Origin of the sequence: Pontibacter russatus (assembly GCF_009931655.1) — a bacterium.
Taxonomy (GTDB): Bacteria; Bacteroidota; Bacteroidia; order Cytophagales; family Hymenobacteraceae; genus Pontibacter; species Pontibacter russatus.
In genome coordinates this window covers 4,631,275-4,649,712 of the sequence record NZ_CP047984.1, presented here as the reverse complement: position 1 = coordinate 4,649,712, position 18,438 = coordinate 4,631,275, and the positions used below count along the sequence as shown (strand labels likewise).

Here is an 18,438-nt window from a genome sequence, read left to right as displayed (position 1 = left end):
ATTTTTATAGATGTAAAGCAATAGGTATATGAACAGCAAGAGGCGCCGCATTTTGTCCCTCATCGCCGCTATTCCATTCCTGGGCCTGGTTTCGGCTGTTCCCTTCTTCAGACGGAGGGAGCTGCTGGAGCCAACGCCGGAGTGCGACGACCACGATGAACCTACCCCCTCTCAGACAGAAGGTCCCTTTTATACCCCCCGCTCCCCAGAGCGAAGCAACCTCCGCGAAAAAGGCATGAAGGGCACGGCTCTTGTGCTGACCGGGCAGGTGCTGAACACCAAATGCGAACCCGTCAGCGGTGCCTTGCTGGACTGGTGGCACGCCGACGACGAGGGAAATTACGACAACGACGGCTACCGGCTGCGCGGGCACCAGTACACCGACAGCCAGGGCTACTTCCGGCTCGAAACAATTGTGCCGGGGCTTTACCCCGGTCGTACGCGCCACTTCCATGTCAAGGTGAAGGGCCCGGACAAGCCTGTGCTCACGACGCAGCTATACTTCCCCGGGGAGCCCGGTAATGAGCGGGATTACATTTTCAAGCCGGCGCTCCTGATGAAAGTTTCGGAAGCCTCCGGAGGCACAAATGCCAGCTATACTTTTGTGCTGAAAGCATAGCACACGAAAGTTTTAAACCCTAAAGTTATTTCTATTTCATACAATGGTTGACTGAGAATCCTGGCCTGTAGCCGGGATTTTCTTTTTATATATGCTCTATTATATTAGGTCAAGTATATATAAAACTGCCCTTTCCTACAATTCCTCCTCCTCTGCACGCAATCATATATAGTCAGGAGGTGGATACTTCTTTCTTTTTTCACATAGCTGTTGCTTTCTGGAAGGCGGAGCGATGGACCAGCTGCTGTTCTGCTTTGCTGATTGAGACAGTCTAATCCATATTAAAGGGATAATTCCTCCTGTGCCTATATAACGTTGAGCATGAACATATTTCTAAATAATTTACACAAGTGTTACACAGCACTTGATGCCGATTTCCTGTTCAAAAGCAACCGCAGGCTCCGGTTGAAAGTTTTAGCGCCTGCTGAACTTTGGCTATATATAGCCATATTCTTCAGTGGCTCGTCTTCCCCGCTTCATTTATGCTCTAAAGGCTATATAAATCAGGCTGCGTATCTATAAAGCTGACTGAATCCTGCGGATTGGAAATCCCCCTACCCTTCAGGGAGATGAATCTTATTTATATGTAAAAGACTCTTCTCTTGAGGGAGGTTCGGGGTGGATCATATCTCTTCGGCGAAAGGAAATCACATCCTGGCTATATAGACTCCTCGACACGGGTGTGGCGCGCAATTTTGCCGGGCCATATGCGACCTTGTGCCCTGACAGCCGTTAAAGCCATATATAAACTCATAACTATGGAAAACAAGAAAGAAACCGAACTGGCTGTTTTTGAGCAGATATGCCAGGTAAACGACCTGGACCCGCAGGCCATCAGGGAGGAGGCGGAGCAGCACGAACCGGAAACGCCCAGCAGCGGAGAGAAAGGGGAGGCCCTTATCCGGGCGGCGTTTCGGCACCGCGCGAACGCTCTTGTCGCGAACCTGGACATAACCGGAAAAAGCGGCCTGACCGAAGGAAGGGAGTACAAGGCTGACGGGGACCCGGCGGCGCCCAGTTTCACCATCAACGAAGACTATATACGCGAGGCGTATTCTTCAGATGAGGCAGAGAAAATCATTGATGCACTCGGTCAGGTTCAGCTTCCCGTGCAGGCCTGACATCTATAGCATAACTTTATACTACACCATATAAAAACCTCGTAAAGAACAGATAGCACAATTTATATGGCAAATAATTCGGCTAAGGCACTATATCATCCCCTGAAGGCGCGCCCACTCCGTGAGGCTCAGCTTTCAGCGGAGTTGTTTACTTCTCATGCACTTCTGCTAACTTAGCCGATATGGAAATACAAGGCACCTGGACAAAAGACGAGGAAGGATACATGGCGTTCGAGACACCGGAGTTGCAGCGCCTCTACGAAGCGGTGACCGACAGCTACCACCACATCTACAACCGCTGCCTCGAAGAAGCCGACGATGACGATGAAGCGTATTACAAAGCGCTGGGCGCAGGCTACGAGATGGTGACCGACTATAAAACCATTGACGGCAACGAGGAGTTTGTGACCAGCTACAGCACACCTGCCTATATAGCAGACGTCTGGTACGGGTTTGATGAAGAAAGTGGCAAGCGCATCTACACCAAAGGATATATCCGGATAAGCAGCAAAATCAGCTGATACAGCTTTGTTGGAGCGATAGCAGCTGGTTTCGCCGCTTTGTCCGGCAGCGATTTTACAGCATGAACTGTCCCAACTTCGGAGCCTTTGCCTTCTGGGGGGCCAGCACCATGAGGAACTTCGCCTGCTGCGGGTTCTTCGCTTCCAGCACCTCCAGCGCTGTTTTCAGGCTCTCTACCGCCTTTACTTTCGCATGCTCCGTTCTGGAGTAATGGTAATTCTGGTACTGCCGCGTGTCAGCAGACTCAAAGCTCCGCACGTACGAACCCACCTCGCACTCGCGCATATGGGAGGTTTCGTTAAGATATGCCACCTTAAACCCTTTTGCGCAAAGAGCTTCCGAAGCGGTAACCGCCGACTCGAAATCAGCAAAGCTCATTAAATAGTAACCTGTTCTTAAATCAACAAAGTTCATAGTGTTTCGCTTGTTTTCATGCTCGCTTCCTTCCCCCTCTCCCGCCAACACCGATGCATTAGATTTATCCGAGATAGAGTAGTCCTTTATATGTTTCACTCCTTATACAGTCCTTACTTGGTTTTAGTGCCATATTTCCTGAAATATGTTGGATTAGCTGCATTTTATGTTGACCAATACGTAAGCAGCACTGTTTAGCGTTACAAAATCCTGTGCCTCGAAAACTGAGTTGAAAGCCCGGAAAATGTGATTCTGCAGCAGGAGAAGGCGTTCAACACACCTTGATTTCCGCGGCCCGGCCAGCGGCACGATATATTCTGTACCCCTGCCGGATAACGTTGTGCGGCAACGGCGCAAACACTGCGTCCTGCGGGTACTGCATCCTGGCGGCGCCCCTGATGCGCTTGCTGAATTCCATGCGCCCACGCCGCCCCTATATCCGAAAGGCATCGGGCTACACAGCATCCAGAACCGGGGGTGCCTGCTGGAACGCAAAATGGAAGCCGTATATTCCGAAAACAAAGGCACGATGTTCAAAATCGATATTAGCTCCGAGTGATGGCAGGTATACGCATCCTCTATATATGAATGAAGATGCAGATGCTATATGTCTGATTATATAATACTTATATATTATCTATTGTCTCTCAATTAGAAAACCCTGCTTCAGCATATGGCCCACCGTTGACCAGTCATATACATAGGGGCTCAGCTCCACCTGGCTCCAGCGGATGCCTTCGCGCACGGTCTTTATGTGAACCTCAGGCGACGGTAGTCCTGCCCCTGCAGTTGCAGGTGGCCCTTAATCTACTCTGTTGCCTAAAGGCGTACAGTTTATCGGTGCATTCAAAGCCCGCCATCCAGAAAGGCAGGAAGGGATTTTGCCCGTGCGCAATACCGGGTGCCCCAACAGGGTCTCTCTCCATATCCATTGTTTTACTTTGCTGGCTTGAAGATAGTGGCGACCTGTATGCCGACTCATTCGCAGCAGACGCGCCACAAGTTCGGTTCTTTTAATTTGCATCATAGCCAACCTTCAACTATGAATTGAGCAAATGGCATATATACCCCTGATTATATATGAAATGTAACTAGTTGTACACTATGCCAAGCATGGGAAAGCGATCAGATATGCTTGCCGTTTCCGTTGATGCTGATGGTGCTTCTGGGCGACGGTGCCTCGGCTGCAGCCACAGCCGCCATTTTTCGCCGTGTCTCCGGAATCTTCACTGCTGCTGCAGGCTCCTCTTCCAGCCCGGACAGCCGCTTGTAAAGGGTCAGGGCCTGTGCCACTACCTGGTCCATGTTATAATAGCGGTACGTGGCCAGCCTGCCCACAAAGTGAACCCCTTCCTCGGCTTCCGCCAGCTTCCGGTATTTTCTATAGAGTTCGGCGTTTTCGGGGCGCGGCACCGGGTAGTAGGGGTCCCCCTCGGCCTGCGGGTACTCATAAACCACGCTCGTCTTATGGTGTTCCTGCCCCGTCAGGTACTTGAACTCCGTGACACGTGTATAGGCATGCTCGTTGGGGAAGTTCACGACCGCCGCCGGCAGGTGCCGCTCCGTTTCCAGCGTCTGGTGCCGGAACTCCAGTGAACGGTAGGGCAGTTTGCCATACCTGAAGCCGAAGTACTCATCCACCGGGCCGGTATATATGATCTCCCTGTAGCGCACCATGTCCTGCACCTCCCTGTAATCGGTGTTCAGCATCACCTTGATGTTCTGGTGATCCAGCATTTTGGCGAACATGGCCGTGTAACCGTGCAGAGGCATCGCCTGGTAGGTGTCGGTGAAATAGCGGTCGTCGCGGCTGGTGCGCACCGGCACTCTTGCCGTCACCGACTTGTCTAGTTCCGAGGGGTCCATGCCCCACTGCTTGCGGGTGTAGTTGCGGAAAAACTTCTCATACAGTTCCCGCCCCACCCGGCCTACCACCACGTCCTCCGAAGTCTTTACCTCCGGCACCTCCTCGGCCACGGACTTAAAGAAGCTCTCCAGCTCAAAAGAGGTAAGTGTAAGACCGTAAAGCTTGTTCACCGTGTCCAGGTTGATGGGCATGGGCACGAGTTGCCCGTCCACGCTGGCCAGCACCCGGTGCTCGTAAGGCCGCCATGCGGTAAAGGCGGAAAGGTAGTCGAACACCTCTCTGGAGTTGGTATGGAAGATATGCGGGCCGTAACGGTGTACCAGCACCCCCGCCTCGTCGTAGTGGTCGTAGGCGTTGCCGCCGATGTGCTGGCGCTTGTCGATGATCAGCACCCGCTTGCCCAGCTGTGTGGCCAGCCGCTCGGCCAGCACGCTGCCGGCAAAACCTGCCCCCACGATTAAATAGTCAAAAATGCCATTATTTATCTCCAGCGCCAACTCCCCGCTGCTTATGCTGCTCCTCATGCCTTTTTCTCCTTCTTCTGTCCCGCCGCCTCCGCCATCAGGCGCACCATCTGCCCCCAGGTTTGGTCCCATGACATGTTTGACATAAATCCCTCTACTTTCCGCGCCCACGCTTCATCCCCTCTCTGTGCCAGCGCCGCCCCAACGGCCTCCTCGAACTCGGTTGCCGTGGCCGCGATGTGTACCAGGCCCTCCTCCCCGTAGGGCCGCACCACGTCACGGACAGGTGTAGAGACCACCGGCTTGCCTGCCGCCAGGTACTCCGGCGTTTTGGTGGGGCTGATGAAAGCAGTGGATTCGTTGATGGCAAAGGGCAGCAGGGCCACATCCCAGCCGCTCAGGTAGGCGGGCAGTTCTGTATAGGACTTGCCGCCCAGGTAATGGATGTTCGCGCGGCGGGGCAACGAAGCCGGATCAATCTTCACCACCGGCCCCACCACCACCAGTTGCCAGTCGGGGCGCGCCTCGGACAGGGCGTCCAGCAAAGCTATATCCAGGCGCTCGTCAATCACTCCGAAAAACCCGAGACGTGGAGTCGGTATGGCAGCCTGGTCTTCCGGCTGCGGCAGTTCCTGCCGGGCCTGGGCAAAGTGGGCCTTGTCGATGCTGCTGGGGAAGGCGTATATGGCGGCGTGCCTGTTGCGCTTGGCCTCGTAAAGGCTCCGCCCACCTGTGAACACCAGATCCGCTTTTTGGAACAACTCCCCCTCCAACTCTCTCAGGCGCGGTGGTGCGAACTTGAAAGCCGCCAGTTCGTCCATACAGTCATAGACGGTGAGCAGCGGTGTGAGGTGAGCGGAGAAACCCAGCGCCATGGGGGTGTAATACCAGAGGGCGTAGCGGTTAATTTCCTGCTCTTTCAGCAGTTCGTCCAGCAGTTCGCGCTGCGCGCTTTCTGCCTGCTCGGGGTTGAACCCGTGCGGCAGGCGCGGCACGGCCACCTGCACGCCTCCCTCCCGCTCGGATACATTCAGGTAAGGCACATCCGTGTCCTCAAACATCGGCTCCTCCACAAAATACACCCGCGCACAGTGCGCGAAGCGGGAGAGCAGGTGCTGCGGCCGCTGGTACACAAAATCCCAGCGCAAGTGCGACAGGCACACTACATCCGGCATGTGCCGCAAAAATTCTCTCTCTTCAATCTCCTTCTGCTTGGTTTCTTTAGCGGGAGCACGGTCGGCTGCCGCTCCATTCGAATTGACAGGCTCAGCCGCAGGCTGCACTGGTGGTTCCGGTGTCTCTTTAAACATTCGCTCGTTTTCTTAAATGTGTTGGTGAGGGGTGATAGAAAGGCAGCATGCTGCCGATTGAGGTAGTACGCTGGCGAACGAAAAAAGTGAATGCTTTAACTCTGAATATCAGTAATAAAATCACAACCTATCCGGCTTCATGTATATATACCTACAACCGCATATAAAACCCTAAGTATTAACACCATATATAAAACAGTTATATATAGCTATTCTGAATTATGCAGTGGTCGTGCTGCTCACAGCGACAGGCCCCGGACAGCCGCCGCGGGAGGCCCATGAAACGCCGGCCACTGCCCCTGGTCAGCGCTGTTCCGGAGCATCGGAGTTTCCCGGTTTAGCAGCGCTTGCCTTATCCGCAGCAGAGAAATTCCGTTATACTCAGAAAACCGGAACCGCACATCCTACAAACAACAGCATATGGCTACTACAGCACATTCTAATTTTAGCTCTACCGAAGGTCCAGAGGACACTCACGCTGCCTGGGGCGCTCAGAACCCGCTGCCCCGGGCGGTGCTGCGCCCTAACTCGCACTACCTGCTGGATGGGGAGTGGTACTTTGCCCTGGACCCGGAGGACCGTGGCCTGCGCGAGGCCTGGTATCTGGGCTACAGGTATGAACACACCGCCAACTGGCCGGGCTCCGTAGAGCAGCATATGACAGCGGCCAAGGGCCAACTGGCGGCCCCGTGGCAGGACAAAGTGATTGCCTGGTATGAGCGTGAGTTCGAACGCCCTGAAAAAGTACTGAACGCATCCCCAACCATGTTCCAGCTTACCTTCGGAGCCTGCGGCTACGAGACCCGCGCGTGGCTGAACGGCCGCCTGCTGAGCACCATTGAGGGGGAAGAGGTGCATTACGGGGAGTACACCTCCTTCTCATACGAGATACAGGAAGACCACCTGCTGCCCGTGAACCACCTGACCGTGCGCATTGTGGACACGATGAGCGCAGAAACCACGCGGGGCAAGCAGGAATCGCATGTGTACAAGCGGGGCGGCATCTGGTACCAGACACAGACCGGGGCCGTGCGCAGTGTCTGGCTGGAGACCGTGGAGCGCAACCGGCTCCGGTCACGGGTGGGCGTGGTGAGCATCATCGAAGACTCCCTCATCCGCTTCAACCTGACAACGCGCATCCACGACCCGGGGCCCTACACCATCCGTATCCGGATATATGAGCGTGACGAGCAGCAGGCAGAACCCCTCTATACCTCCGACTTTAACCTGCGCCTGAACGCCGGGCAGAAACAGCAGAACATGGTGGTACACGCACCCGGCACCCAGTGGTGGTCGCCGGACAACCCGCACCTATACCGCCTGGTGGCGGAGCTGATTGACGCCAACGGGTACTCCGCAAAGATCGTGGCGCACTTCGGGCTGCGTAAGTTTGAGGCCAGGGGCCGCTACCTCTACCTCAACAACAAGTCCATCTACATAGACGGCATCCTGTATCAGCCCGGCACCTCCACCTATGAGGAGACGCGGCGCCATATGTTCGCAATGAAGGAACTGGGCTGCAACCTGGTGCGGGTGCACATCGCCGGAATCGATCCCCGCATTTATAACCTTGCCGACAGCATAGGGCTGCTGCTGTGGGTGGAGGTGCCCAGCCCACACAGCTCTACCCAGAAAAGCCGGGAGAACCACTGGGCCGAGCTGCTCCGGATGCTCGCCCTGATCGAGACAAACCCTTCGGTGGTGATCTGGAGCCTGTATAACGAGGACTGGGGAGCCCAGGACATCGCCACCAACCCGGACACGCGCCAGTACATCATCAATACCTACCACTATATGAAAATCCGGCACCCGCAGTTTCTGGTGGTCGACAACGATGGCTGGCAGCATATCTCGTTCGAGGGAAAGCTGAAGTCCGATATCCTGACAGCCCATTTATATACCCCGGAACTGGAAAGGTGGCGGGAGTTGCTCGATGCCCTGACGCAGGGGCAACTGGAGGGCGTGGCGGCTTTCCCGCTGGTGGTCGGAGACCCCTACTTTTACAGGGGGCAGTCGCCGCTGATTGTGAGCGAGTGGGGCGGCTTCGGGTTTGCTGACTACGGAGGGCCGCAGGGGCCGGGGGAGCGGGCGGAGCGCATCCGCGCCTACAAGCAGGAACTCCGCAACCGCCCAATTGCCGGTGATGTCTACACCCAGGCCACCGACATCGAAGACGAGCGCAACGGCATCATTGAGCCTCTTACCGGCAAGTTGCTGGTGCCCGCTGGCCTGCTCCGCTCGCGGGAGGGGGACTAAGCCTAAACGGTTTAATGCTACAGCAAGGCATCAACCTATATAGGCTCAAACCTTGAGCTGTTTTACATATGCTTCATGCTGCTGTAAATCCCTGCGGTCACCACTTCCGGGTATAACTTTATATATAGCTGCGGAACAATTCCAATTTGCATATAGGGGGTGAACCGATAGCGCCCTCATATATGCAACCGTTTTCCTAATCGCCCGGCTCAGCTGCCAGAGAGATGCTGCAGATCGATATGCTCCAGATAGGGCTCTGCAATGGCAAGCGCAGTGGCGTCTGCGCGGAAGGAGGTTGTGATGTGCAGTCCCCCTCTTTCCCAAAGCTCCACAAAGCGGTTGTTCAGGGAGTAAAGCGAGACTGTCCATTCCTGGTGCTGCCTTTGGGCGAGCACGGTGCCGTATTTTGTCAGTGCCTCGGCCTGGCTCCAGGAGGGCAGCCGCTGAAATATCGAAAATTCTAACATATGTCTCTACCTAGGGTGCCGGGCGCGCGGTATGGATATGGCCGAATCCAGCCGGGGAACAGACTGATACCACTGGCGGGCGGGGTTCTCCGGCCGCATCCATCCTCCTACAGTACACCAGTTTCTGTTAAATCGTTTAAAAGCACCAACAAAACGGCGGTCCGCCTCGTGATAGTGTCATCAACCTGAAACTTAACCCTCTGAAAGCAATGGCACAAAGCGAAGAAGAATTGAAGGTAGTTGTTTTCGACCTGAACAAGACTTTTTACAACAAGAGTTCGAAAGACAAGTTTTACGAGTTTATCTGCACCAAGCGGCCAAAGCGGGTGGGGTATTTCTTCCAGATGACATACTACAAGCTGCTGCGCAAACTCCACCAGATCAGGAAAACAGAGTTCAAGGAGAATTTCTTTAACTACCTCGATAAAATTCCGCCGGAGCAGGTGGAGGCCTACGCCACGGAGTTCTGGGAGAAAGAGTACCCCGAAAATTTCAACAAGGAGCTGAAAGAGCACTTCGACAGCTTGAAGAGGCAAGGCGTGAGGCTCTTCTGCGCGACAGGGGGGCTGGAGCTGTATGTGGCACCGCTTTTCCGGCTATATGAAATAGACGGCTACGCCGGAACGCAGGTGGCGTACGACGGTGAAACTTACAAAGTGCTGGGCAAGGCCTGCAAAGACGAGGAAAAGGTGTGCAGGATAGAGAAGCACTTTGCGGACAAGCCCTTCAGGGTGACAGAGGCTTACTCGGATAGCAAAGAGGACATCCTGGACATGGCGGAAAAGGCCTTTGTGCTGAAAGACAAAAAGATAAAGCCTTACCCTAAATAGCAGAGGGTTGGGTTACGCCCCGTACATTCCCGCCGCAATGGCACGAAGCGGCCCTGAACTCAAAAAACGGTTCCTATTGGGATTCCTGTGGGCGCTGCATTGCCAGGCCAGGCCAAAGCCCGCAATAATTTTAATCCTGTTTTGCAAACAATAGCGGTGCCTGCCACGTTTGGTAAGGAAGTATCGCAAATTAAACTTATATAAAGATCTATGGAAACATCAATGAATGACCTGAAGGCGAAAGCAGCAAGAACCAACCCCGAGCACAGAGAAGGCCCGGTGGCAAGCATGATTGAAGAGCAAACCTCAAAAATACCTTCTGACGTGTACCTGTGGGCTGCCCTGGGCTCTATGGCTGTATCGCTGACCCTGAAGCTGATGAAAAAAGATAAAACAGCGCTTTTTGTTGGCCAGTGGGCACCGTCTTTCCTGCTTCTGGGCAATTACAACAAGATGGTGAAGCTCCTCGGCCACGACAGCAAATCCTAAAATAACCGGCTGCCGTTAACCGACGGCAGTTCACGAAGTAGCAGAAGAGCAGGAGGTGATTGAGCCTTTCTCTTTCCTTTTTAAAAATGCCGCAGCGGCACCCGTCTGACAGGGTGCCGCTGCGGCGTTTTGTTTTGCAGGCACATCCCTTTATGAGTTCTATTCCAAACCCTTTTCTGCCTGAGATTAGGTCTGGGAATATTGTTGTGCCTGGAGCAAATCCAATTGGCATGCTCAGGTGGTTCGACAGGGCTACCAGCAGAGCTGCTGTTCGTAGTTGAACGTTGTTTCCCCATATATACCCGGACAAGATTAATCTGCAATATCCCTTTCAGCATTGTATATCACAAGCCTTTGAAGATAACTAATATATAACACATAGAGTCCTGATACTTATGTTCTTATACTTAATCATATATAACTCACGTCTCGTCCTCGCCACTCCCGGCGGGCGCAGCAACAAGCGGCAGTTTCACCGTGAACTCCGTGTATGACCCCTCTTCCGACTCCACCAGCAGCTCGCCCCCGTGGCCCTTCGTAATGATGTCGTAGCTGAGGGACAGGCCGAGCCCGGTGCCGTAGCCGGTGGGTTTGGTGGTGAAAAAAGGCTGGAAAATCTTCTTCATCACGCTTTCGGGGATGCCCGTGCCGTTGTCTCTCACTTTTATCTCGAAATGGTCTTCATACCTGCGCGTGCTTACCTGCACCAGCGGCTGGTAACCGGGGCAGGCCTGCCGCATCTTCTGCTGCACTGCATAAAAGGCGTTGTTGAATAGGTTGATCAGCACCAGGCCTATCTCCTGCGGCGCCACTTCCACCCTGCCCAGCTGCGGATCAAAGCATGTCTCCAGTTTGGCGTTGAAGTCTTTGTCCTTTGCCCGCAGGCCGTGGTAGGCGAGGCGCAGGTGCTCCTCAGCCAGGGCGTTTAGCTCAATGGGCCGCTTTTCGCCTCCCGAGGCCCTGGAGTGCTCCAGCATATTCTTGACGATGCTGTCGGCCCGCTTCCCATGGAAAAATATCTTTGCCAGGTTCTGCTCCACGTGCGTCAGCAGGTCTTCCTCCACGGCAGGGTCGCGCGAAGGGTTTTGCCGTTCCTCGCGCAGTTCCTGCAGCAGCTCAAGGCTGACCTCCGAGAAGTTGTTGACGAAGTTCAGCGGGTTCTGAATCTCGTGGGCGATGCCCGCGGTGAGCTCCCCGAGCGAGGCCATCTTCTCCGACTGCACCAATTTGCTTTGCGCCTCTTTCAGCTGGTCGTACGCCTCCTTCAGCTCCACGTGGCGCAGCCGGTGTATCTCCGCCTCCTTCTTTCCGGTCTCTATCTGGTTGAGCAGCTCCAGGTTCTTCAGTTTAGTGCTGGCCGAGAGGTTGATGGTTTCCTCTTTGCACACATGGTACTTTTCATAACTCGCGAGTGCGCTTCGGTAGTCCCCGAGTTTCCGGTATGCATCAGACAGGGCAAGGTGGATGTCGTACAACAGGTATTTCAGGTTTGCTTTCTCGGCGTTCTGCAGCGCCTGCTGCAGGTACTGGATGGCCTCCAGGTATCGCTCCCCTTTTATATATAGCCTGGCCAAGCAGGTATATAACCGGCAGAGGTTAGCCGGAAAAGGATTGGAATGCTGTTTAGACAGCTCCAGGGCTTCCATCAGGTATTTCTCCGCCTGTTCCGGCCTGTCCCGCTCCAGGTAAAACTCGCCGAGGTAATGCAAGGAAACCAGCCACCCGTGCATCTCGCCCAGTTCCTTCCGGATAGCCAGGCTTTCGAGCAGATTGGCCTCCGCTTCCCCAAACTGCTGCATTTTCTGCTGAATGATGGCGGTGCCCATCTGCGCGGCGGCAATTCCGGCCCGGTCGTTCAGCTGCCTTTGAATGGCAAGGCTCTTCCTGTAGCGATTGCCTGCTTCTTCAATGTTGCCTGACTGCATATACAGGTAGCCCAGTTGCATCTGGCAGGCGGCTTCGCCCGACCTGTCGCCCAGCGACTGCCGCAGAACGAGGCTCTGCTGAAATGCCTCCAGCGCCTGTCCAAAGTCGCCGATGCCCCGGTATACAAGCCCCAGGTTATAAAACACATGCGCCCGCCCCTGTTCATCCTGCAGCGTCTCAAAAATGGCGGCGGCTTTCTGCAGCGTCTGGTAAGCGGCCGAATAATTCGCCAGCACCACTTCAGCAAATCCCCGGTTCAGGAGCGCATGGCCCATCCCTTTCTGGTACGAGGCTTTTTCCGCGAGTTCCAGCGCCTGGCCGCTCTTCTGCAACGACAGGTCCGTGTCGGTATGGCGGGCTTCGTACGCGATGCTGTTGAGCAGATCAACCTGCGCAATGGGGTCTGTGGCGGCCTGCAGTTGCTCCTCCAGCACCTGAACGGCCTTGCTGATGGTGCTCAAACGCCAAACTGAGTTAGGTGATAGTCGGCATGCGCGTAGGCCAGAAGCCCCCAGTCCTCCCGGGTCATTTTACCGAAAGCCGTGTGCGTGGGGTGGAGATGCGGGGCAGCCAGAAGGCGCTCCACGGAGTTTTTATACCTCACTTTTTCTGCCTCCAGGTCCTCCACCACCGTCCCGAGCTGCACCACATCCACCTCCGGGAAGGTCCTGATGTTTCCCTCCTCGCGCCCAGGCGGCTTTATATTGCTCAGGAACATCCACTTGAACAGCGTGCGGGTAAGCAGGTTGCTCCTGTCCGGCATCGGTATATCTGCGAAGGCCATGCCGTTGGCCTCCGACAGATGCCGCACCATCTGCTCCACGCGCAGCTTTCCCCACTTCCCTTTTGTATCTGGCTGCAGCCTGTCCACGCGCTCGAACAGCCCCTGCTTGATGCCCTGCTCAAAGATGCTGTGCTTCATAATGCTATATAGGTATAGGAATGCGGTTAAGGGATATGGTCCGGCTTTGGAAAGTGGAAATCACAGGGGGCAGTTCGCCAGAACGCAACCTTCGCTTGCCTTCAGATTCCTCATCCTAAAATACAAATTAGAATGGATATATCATCATGAAGCTTTATATATAATTTGTCGGAATCGCTGAAGCTGCCAGCCTTAGAACAGGTCTTTCAAAGCCCGCTTTGCAGCGTGGAAGCCGCACATGCCGTGTACGCCCCCGCCCGGCGGGGTGGAGGACGAGCAGATATAGATGCCTTTGGCAGAGGTGCGGTATGGCGAGAGGCGCAGCGCGGGCCTTGTGAACAGTTGCCCGATGTCTATAATGCCGCCGTTGATGTCCCCGCCTATGTAGTTGGGGTTATATGCCTGCATCTGGGCGGTGTTCATCACGTGCCTGGCCAGGATGAGGTCCCGGAAACCGGGGGCAAAGCGCTCCACCTGCCGCTCGATGGCTGCCGTCATGTCTGCCTCAGAGCCGTTGGGAACGTGGCAGTAGGCCCAGGCGGTGTGCCTGCCGGCGGGAGCCCGGCCCGTGTCGAAAAGGCTTTGCTGCGCCAGCAGCACAAACGGGTGCTCCGGGTGCCCCCCCTGCGAGGTGATGTGCTCGCTTCGGGCGATTTCCTCCAGCGTGTTGCCTAGATGCACTGTTCCGGCCAGCCTGCACTCCGGGGCCGTAAAGGGAATGGGCCCGTCCAAAGCCCAGTCGATCTTGAACACGCCCATGCCGTAGCGGTAGCGGCCGAGTTGCCATTTATATAGGCTCGAGAACCGATGCCCGGCTAGCTGCAGCAACTGGCGGGGCGTTAGGTCGAGCAGCACGGCGCGGGCCGACGGGAGCTGGCTTATGTGGTCTATATATACCCCTGTCTCTATCTTCCCCCCGAGCGATAGGAAGTAGGACGCCAGGGCATCCGCAATGCTCCCTGACCCGCCCACCGGAACGGGCCATCCTTTGACATGCCCCACTGCCATCAGCACCAGCCCGATGGCCGATGTCGTTAGGTTGGTGAGGGGCTGTAGGGCGTGGGCCGCCATGCCTGCCCACAGTCCGCGTGCTTCGGCGGTGCGGAAATGGCGGTTGGCGAGCGTCACAGCAGAGGGCAGCGCCTGCAGCCCAAACTTTGCCATGGCCAGCGGGTGGTCCGGGATGTGCAGCGGAGCCAGCAACTCCGGCGCCAGCCTGGGCCAGTCTTTCACGATGGGCGCCAGCAGTCTGTCATAAGCACCCGCATCAGCGCCCAGGCGCCTGGCCGTTGCCTCCACCGACTTCTCCAGCACAGCGGCCCTGCCATTGTCGAAGGGGTGCGCCGCCGACAGAGGCGGAAACACATACCGGAGGCCATGTTCGGCAAGCGGAAGAGTTTTGAAGAAAGGAGATTCAACCGCAAGCGGGTGTATGGCCGAGCAGACATCATGCACGAAGCCCGGCAACGTGAGTGCCTTCGACCGTAGGCCGCCGCCGATGGTGTCCTTGGCCTCCAGCAGCAGCACCGAGGCCCCCGCCTGCTGCAGCGTAATGGCAGCCGCCAGCCCATTCGGGCCGGAGCCCACCACAACCGCGTCAACGTCTCTTCTATCCAAAGGATATGTTTTTTAGGAGGATGGATTTGTTTCCTGCCGCCCCGGCGCAGGCAGGTCAGATATAATAGCGGTGAGCCTCCGGACGCACCATCTATATATACCTGCCCAATTGATACGGCACCTGAATCGCTTTGTTGGCGGCTGCGGGCTATACAGGTATTCTTCTATCTGCCTATATAAAACCGGAGCCGGAGCAAGAGGGCGAGAGGGGAGGTTAGTCTTCTATTATATGCGCCAGCTTCTCTTTGGTGAGGGGCTTGTTGATGAAGCCCTTGAACTGATAGCTGGCTGCTTTTTGGGCATCCTTTGAGGAAACAGAGGAGGAAAGCAGCACCACGCGGGTAAGGTGGTGCCCGGGGAGTTGCTGGAAATGGTCCATGAATTCGAAGCCATCCATCAGGGGCATGTTGATGTCCAGCAGGATCAGATCCGGGAGGCCGCACTTGCCGTGTTGTTTTGATATAAAGTCCAGCGCCTCTTTCCCGTTAGCGGCCACCGAAACATGCGACACCGTCCCTATCTTCCTGAATAGCAGCTGCGCCAGAAAATTGCTTGCCGGGTCGTCATCTACCAGTAAAACGTGATTGATCTGTTGCATAAATTATGTCGCAGCACTTCTGAATATTACATAAAAAGTAGTGCCTTCCCCTTCCCTGCTCTCCACTGTTATACTGCCCCCGTAGTTTTCGACCACCCGTTTGGTCGTATAAAGCCCGATACCACTCCCCTCTGTGTGTGGGTGCATCCGCTGGAACATGCCGAAAAGCTTTTTCAACTGCCGGTCGTTCAGGCCAAGCCCGTTGTCCGAGACGGAGAGCTGCACCTGCCTGTCTTTCCGTTGTGTACGCACGCGGATGCGGGGTGTTCGGCTTAGGTGCCGATAATTGATCGCATTGGAGAGCAGGTTGTACAGGATGCTGCGCAGGTACTTCCTCGGAAAATCAAGCGACTCCACCTCCAGTTCGAAGGCAATGTCCGCCGAAAGCGCTTTGGCCCGGTCCTCCAGGTCCGCCAGCACGTCCGCCAGCACGTCCGCCACCGAAACGGCCTCCAGGGGCAGGTCGGTGTCTTTCTGCACCTTCACGATTTCCGAAAGGTCCTGGATGGTCTGGTTCAGCTTAGCCATGGAAGCGGTCAGGTGCCGGATGAGCACCTGCTCCTCCTCCCCCAGCTTATGCCCCAGTTGCTCCTTCAGCACATTCAGCAGGCCCTCCATCGAGTTAATGGGCGAGCGCAGGTCATGGGAAGCGGTGTACACGAAATTATCGAGGTCGGTGTTAATCCGGGTGAGCTGCGCATTTGTCTGGGCCAGCTCCTGGTTTCTGGCCTGGATAGCGGTATTGGCGGCAGCCAGATCGGTCGTAAGGTTCCGCAGCAGCTGCTCGGCCTGCCTGCGCTCGGTTACATCGGCCACAACACCGGCGATGCGGACCGGTTGGTTCATCCCGTCGTAAAACACTTTGCCATGTCCTTCGACCCAGTGCAGCCCCCCGTCCCGCCGCACAATGCGCGGGTTCAGGAAAAGCCTGCCGCTGCTGATAGACTCCTTGAACTGCTCCAGCACCGTGGGGCGGTCTTCGGGTAGCATGTGCTGCAGCAGGGCGTCCATGTTCCACTCCAGCAACTCCGACTCATGGCCGAACAACTGGTCGTGGTTGCCGCTGCGGGTGGTGGTGTTGGTGAGCAGATCCAGGTTAAAGGTGGCCAGGTTGCCCGCTTCAATGGCTATGCGGAGCTGCTCCTCGCTGCTCTCTACCTTGTGGCGTGCCTCCACCAGATCCGTCACTTCATAGGCAAACACCAGCACGCCATCCACCCGGCCCTCCTGGTCGTGCCGCGCCTGGTATATGAAGTTGAAGTAAATCTCCTCCAGCGGCCCCCCTTCGACGCGCGCCAGCATCAGCCGCACCTCATTCCCCACATATGACTCACCAGTCTGGTACACGTTCTTCAGGATCGTCCAGATAGGCTGGCTGGACACCTCAGGCAGCGCCTCCAGCACGGGCAACCCCAGCAACGGCCGGCCCGGGAACAGTTGCTGGTATCCCGGGTTCACCAGTTCGAACACCAAATCGGGGCCGCTTAGGATGGTGATGGCAGCGGGAGCCTGCTGGAAGAGCCTTTGCAGGTGGGTGCGCTGTAACTCTGCCGCGGCGTGTGCGGCCTGCTCCTGTGCCTTACTTTGCTGCAGGTCTGCCTCGGCCAATTTCTGGTCGTGTATGTCGGTGATGGTGCCATACCAGCGCTTGGCCTTGCTGTCATCCCCGCTCAAACCGACCACAGCATGCACCCGGTGCCACCTGTACTGTCCATCGGCCCGCTTTAGCCTGTAGTCGAGAAGAATGTTATCTCCGTTGGCATGCCCATGCCCCCAGCCTTTGGCAGCCCGGCCAGCGTCCTCGGGGTGTATGGCGCTAACCCATCCCCATCCCATGGTTTCCTCCTCCGTGAAGCCTGTATAGGCGTACCACTGCTGGTTGGCGTAATCCACAAGCCCGTTGGCTTTGGCGGTGAGTATCAGATGCGGTATGGAATTGGCCAGCTGGCGCATGCTCTGTTCCCTTGCCTCCACGTTCTTCCGGGACCTGATGCTGGAGACGGTTGCGGCAACCTGCCCGGCCAGGAGTTGGTGAAAGCCCTGGTAGGCGGCGTCGTAAGGCAGCCGCTGGCTGGTGCCCAGCACCAGAAAACCAAGCAGCCGGCTCTCTGTGGGCTGGTACACCGGCACCACCACCGCCCGGTCCGAGCCAAGCTTCCAGATACCGTCGGGAATGTTCAGGAGCCTGTTGCGCAGGTGCGGCTGTGCTTCCTGATCGCGGTTTGTACTGGCAATTTCCTGGCCTGCCGGTGCGGCCAGTTCAATTTCCTTATATATAGTGGTTGCGCCTGTCTCGCCAGACACGCCGCTGAGGCTGGCAACCGTACCCTCCGCGTTCAGCAGGTAGAGCAGGCTGAACGGAATATCCTGGGCATTCCGGTTCAGCAGTTCGCATACCTGCCGGCACACCTGGTCCACAGAAAGTGACTCTGTCGTGGCTGCCGCTATGTCACGGATGGTGTGGAGGCGCCGCTGCGTCAGCACTTTTTCGGTAACCTCGGTGCAGGCACAGAAAACGCCGCCCGCGCTGCCGCTGTCGTCGGGCATGGGGCTGTAGGAGAATGTCCAGTAGGTTTCTTCCAGAAAGCCGCTGCGGTTCAGGGTCACCAGCAGCTCCTGCGCGTAGAAATGACGGCTGGCACCGCTCAGGATGCCTTCGGCGACTACCCCCAACTGCCCCCATATCTCAGACCACATGTGGCGCGCGCTGGCACCCAGCGCGCGCGGGTGCTTGTTGCCCAGCGCCGGAAGGTAGGCATCGTTGTGAAACATATAAAACTCGCCCGACCACCATATAAACATCGGGAAGCCGGAGCCCAGCATCATGCGGGTGCCCGTTTGCAGGCTCTGGGGCCAGCCCTCGGGCCTGCCCAGCGGATGGCTGTCCCAGTCGTAGGCTTCCATCAGGGCACCCATCTCCCCGCCGTCTTTGAAAAGATTCATGTCGTTTAACAAAATAGAGCCTCCATTTACGATGGGCAACACAAAAGGCTGTCAGTCTCCACTAAGTTAGGCT

The 18,438-nt window shown here is 56.2% G+C and carries 15 protein-coding genes; 6 read left to right on the top strand and 9 right to left on the bottom strand.

Annotated features, from left to right (window positions below; genetic code table 11):
• The first annotated feature begins 28 nt into the window (after positions 1–28).
• The 3 genes from GSQ62_RS19235 (at position 29) to GSQ62_RS19225 (ending at position 2,261) form a co-directional block, all read left to right on the top strand.
• Positions 29–619 (top strand): dioxygenase family protein, encoded by a 591-nt coding sequence (locus tag GSQ62_RS19235; protein ID WP_161891003.1) that lies wholly within the window; start codon positions 29–31, stop codon positions 617–619.
• 758 nt (positions 620–1,377) lie between these two features.
• Positions 1,378–1,740 carry a hypothetical protein gene (locus GSQ62_RS19230; RefSeq protein WP_161891002.1) on the top strand — a complete coding sequence of 121 codons (363 nt, stop codon included), beginning with the start codon at positions 1,378–1,380 and terminating at the stop codon, positions 1,738–1,740.
• 182 nt (positions 1,741–1,922) lie between these two features.
• Positions 1,923–2,261, top strand: coding sequence for a hypothetical protein (locus GSQ62_RS19225; protein WP_161891001.1), 339 nt, complete (start codon positions 1,923–1,925; stop codon positions 2,259–2,261).
• A gap of 55 nt (positions 2,262–2,316) precedes the next feature.
• On the opposite strand, the gene GSQ62_RS19220 is transcribed toward GSQ62_RS19225, so the two are convergent.
• From GSQ62_RS19220 to GSQ62_RS19210, 3 genes are all read right to left on the bottom strand, one after another.
• On the bottom strand, positions 2,317–2,547 hold the full coding sequence (locus GSQ62_RS19220; protein WP_161891000.1) for a hypothetical protein: 231 nt from the start codon (positions 2,545–2,547) through the stop codon (positions 2,317–2,319).
• Between the two features lie 1,254 nt (positions 2,548–3,801).
• Positions 3,802–5,067, bottom strand: a complete 1,266-nt coding sequence (glf, locus tag GSQ62_RS19215) for a UDP-galactopyranose mutase (protein WP_237586828.1) — start codon at positions 5,065–5,067, stop codon at positions 3,802–3,804.
• Positions 5,064–6,317 (bottom strand): glycosyltransferase family 1 protein, encoded by a 1,254-nt coding sequence (locus GSQ62_RS19210; RefSeq protein WP_161890999.1) that lies wholly within the window; start codon positions 6,315–6,317, stop codon positions 5,064–5,066. Before GSQ62_RS19210 ends, glf begins: the two co-directional genes overlap by 4 nt.
• A gap of 420 nt (positions 6,318–6,737) precedes the next feature.
• Here GSQ62_RS19210 and GSQ62_RS19205 point away from each other — a divergent pair, with 420 nt between their 5' ends.
• On the top strand, positions 6,738–8,573 hold the full coding sequence (locus GSQ62_RS19205) for a sugar-binding domain-containing protein (protein WP_161890998.1): 1,836 nt from the start codon (positions 6,738–6,740) through the stop codon (positions 8,571–8,573).
• 209 nt (positions 8,574–8,782) lie between these two features.
• On the opposite strand, the gene GSQ62_RS19200 is transcribed toward GSQ62_RS19205, so the two are convergent.
• A complete protein-coding gene (locus GSQ62_RS19200; protein WP_161890997.1) occupies positions 8,783–9,040 on the bottom strand; it encodes a hypothetical protein in 258 nt (85 codons plus the stop codon).
• A 209-nt stretch (positions 9,041–9,249) separates the two neighbouring features.
• On the opposite strand from GSQ62_RS19200, the gene GSQ62_RS19195 reads away from it, so the two are divergent.
• Positions 9,250–9,870 carry an HAD family hydrolase gene (locus tag GSQ62_RS19195; RefSeq protein ID WP_161890996.1) on the top strand — a complete coding sequence of 207 codons (621 nt, stop codon included), beginning with the start codon at positions 9,250–9,252 and terminating at the stop codon, positions 9,868–9,870.
• A 210-nt stretch (positions 9,871–10,080) separates the two neighbouring features.
• Entirely contained in the window at positions 10,081–10,359 is a 279-nt protein-coding gene (locus GSQ62_RS19190) for a hypothetical protein (RefSeq protein WP_202621806.1), read from the top strand.
• A gap of 422 nt (positions 10,360–10,781) precedes the next feature.
• Here GSQ62_RS19190 and GSQ62_RS19185 read toward each other — a convergent pair whose 3' ends face one another.
• From GSQ62_RS19185 to GSQ62_RS19165, 5 genes are all read right to left on the bottom strand, one after another.
• Positions 10,782–12,746 (bottom strand): tetratricopeptide repeat protein, encoded by a 1,965-nt coding sequence (locus GSQ62_RS19185; protein WP_161890995.1) that lies wholly within the window; start codon positions 12,744–12,746, stop codon positions 10,782–10,784.
• Entirely contained in the window at positions 12,743–13,207 is a 465-nt protein-coding gene (locus tag GSQ62_RS19180; RefSeq protein WP_161890994.1) for a DUF1569 domain-containing protein, read from the bottom strand. Before GSQ62_RS19180 ends, GSQ62_RS19185 begins: the two co-directional genes overlap by 4 nt.
• Before the next feature lie 192 nt (positions 13,208–13,399).
• A complete protein-coding gene (locus GSQ62_RS19175; RefSeq protein WP_161890993.1) occupies positions 13,400–14,824 on the bottom strand; it encodes a phytoene desaturase family protein in 1,425 nt (474 codons plus the stop codon).
• A 214-nt stretch (positions 14,825–15,038) separates the two neighbouring features.
• Positions 15,039–15,422, bottom strand: coding sequence for a response regulator (locus GSQ62_RS19170; RefSeq protein ID WP_161890992.1), 384 nt, complete (start codon positions 15,420–15,422; stop codon positions 15,039–15,041).
• A 3-nt stretch (positions 15,423–15,425) separates the two neighbouring features.
• A complete protein-coding gene (locus GSQ62_RS19165) occupies positions 15,426–18,365 on the bottom strand; it encodes a PAS domain-containing protein (RefSeq protein WP_161890991.1) in 2,940 nt (979 codons plus the stop codon).
• Positions 18,366–18,438: the final 73 nt, after the last annotated feature.

Bases quoted from the DNA above. Each gene is read 5' to 3' on its own strand.
- glf (WP_237586828.1), bottom strand. From the start codon at position 5,067: ATGAGGAGCAGCATAAGCAGCGGGGAGTTGGCGCTGGAGATAAATAAT.
- GSQ62_RS19230 (WP_161891002.1), top strand. From the start codon at position 1,378: ATGGAAAACAAGAAAGAAACCGAACTGGCTGTTTTTGAGCAGATATGC.
- GSQ62_RS19190 (WP_202621806.1), top strand. From the start codon at position 10,081: ATGGAAACATCAATGAATGACCTGAAGGCGAAAGCAGCAAGAACCAAC.
- GSQ62_RS19195 (WP_161890996.1), top strand. From the start codon at position 9,250: ATGGCACAAAGCGAAGAAGAATTGAAGGTAGTTGTTTTCGACCTGAAC.
- GSQ62_RS19165 (WP_161890991.1), bottom strand. From the start codon at position 18,365: ATGAATCTTTTCAAAGACGGCGGGGAGATGGGTGCCCTGATGGAAGCC.
- GSQ62_RS19180 (WP_161890994.1), bottom strand. From the start codon at position 13,207: ATGAAGCACAGCATCTTTGAGCAGGGCATCAAGCAGGGGCTGTTCGAG.
- GSQ62_RS19235 (WP_161891003.1), top strand. From the start codon at position 29: ATGAACAGCAAGAGGCGCCGCATTTTGTCCCTCATCGCCGCTATTCCA.
- GSQ62_RS19220 (WP_161891000.1), bottom strand. From the start codon at position 2,547: ATGCGCGAGTGCGAGGTGGGTTCGTACGTGCGGAGCTTTGAGTCTGCT.
- GSQ62_RS19200 (WP_161890997.1), bottom strand. From the start codon at position 9,040: ATGTTAGAATTTTCGATATTTCAGCGGCTGCCCTCCTGGAGCCAGGCC.
- GSQ62_RS19170 (WP_161890992.1), bottom strand. From the start codon at position 15,422: ATGCAACAGATCAATCACGTTTTACTGGTAGATGACGACCCGGCAAGC.
- GSQ62_RS19210 (WP_161890999.1), bottom strand. From the start codon at position 6,317: ATGTTTAAAGAGACACCGGAACCACCAGTGCAGCCTGCGGCTGAGCCT.
- GSQ62_RS19225 (WP_161891001.1), top strand. From the start codon at position 1,923: ATGGAAATACAAGGCACCTGGACAAAAGACGAGGAAGGATACATGGCG.
- GSQ62_RS19205 (WP_161890998.1), top strand. From the start codon at position 6,738: ATGGCTACTACAGCACATTCTAATTTTAGCTCTACCGAAGGTCCAGAG.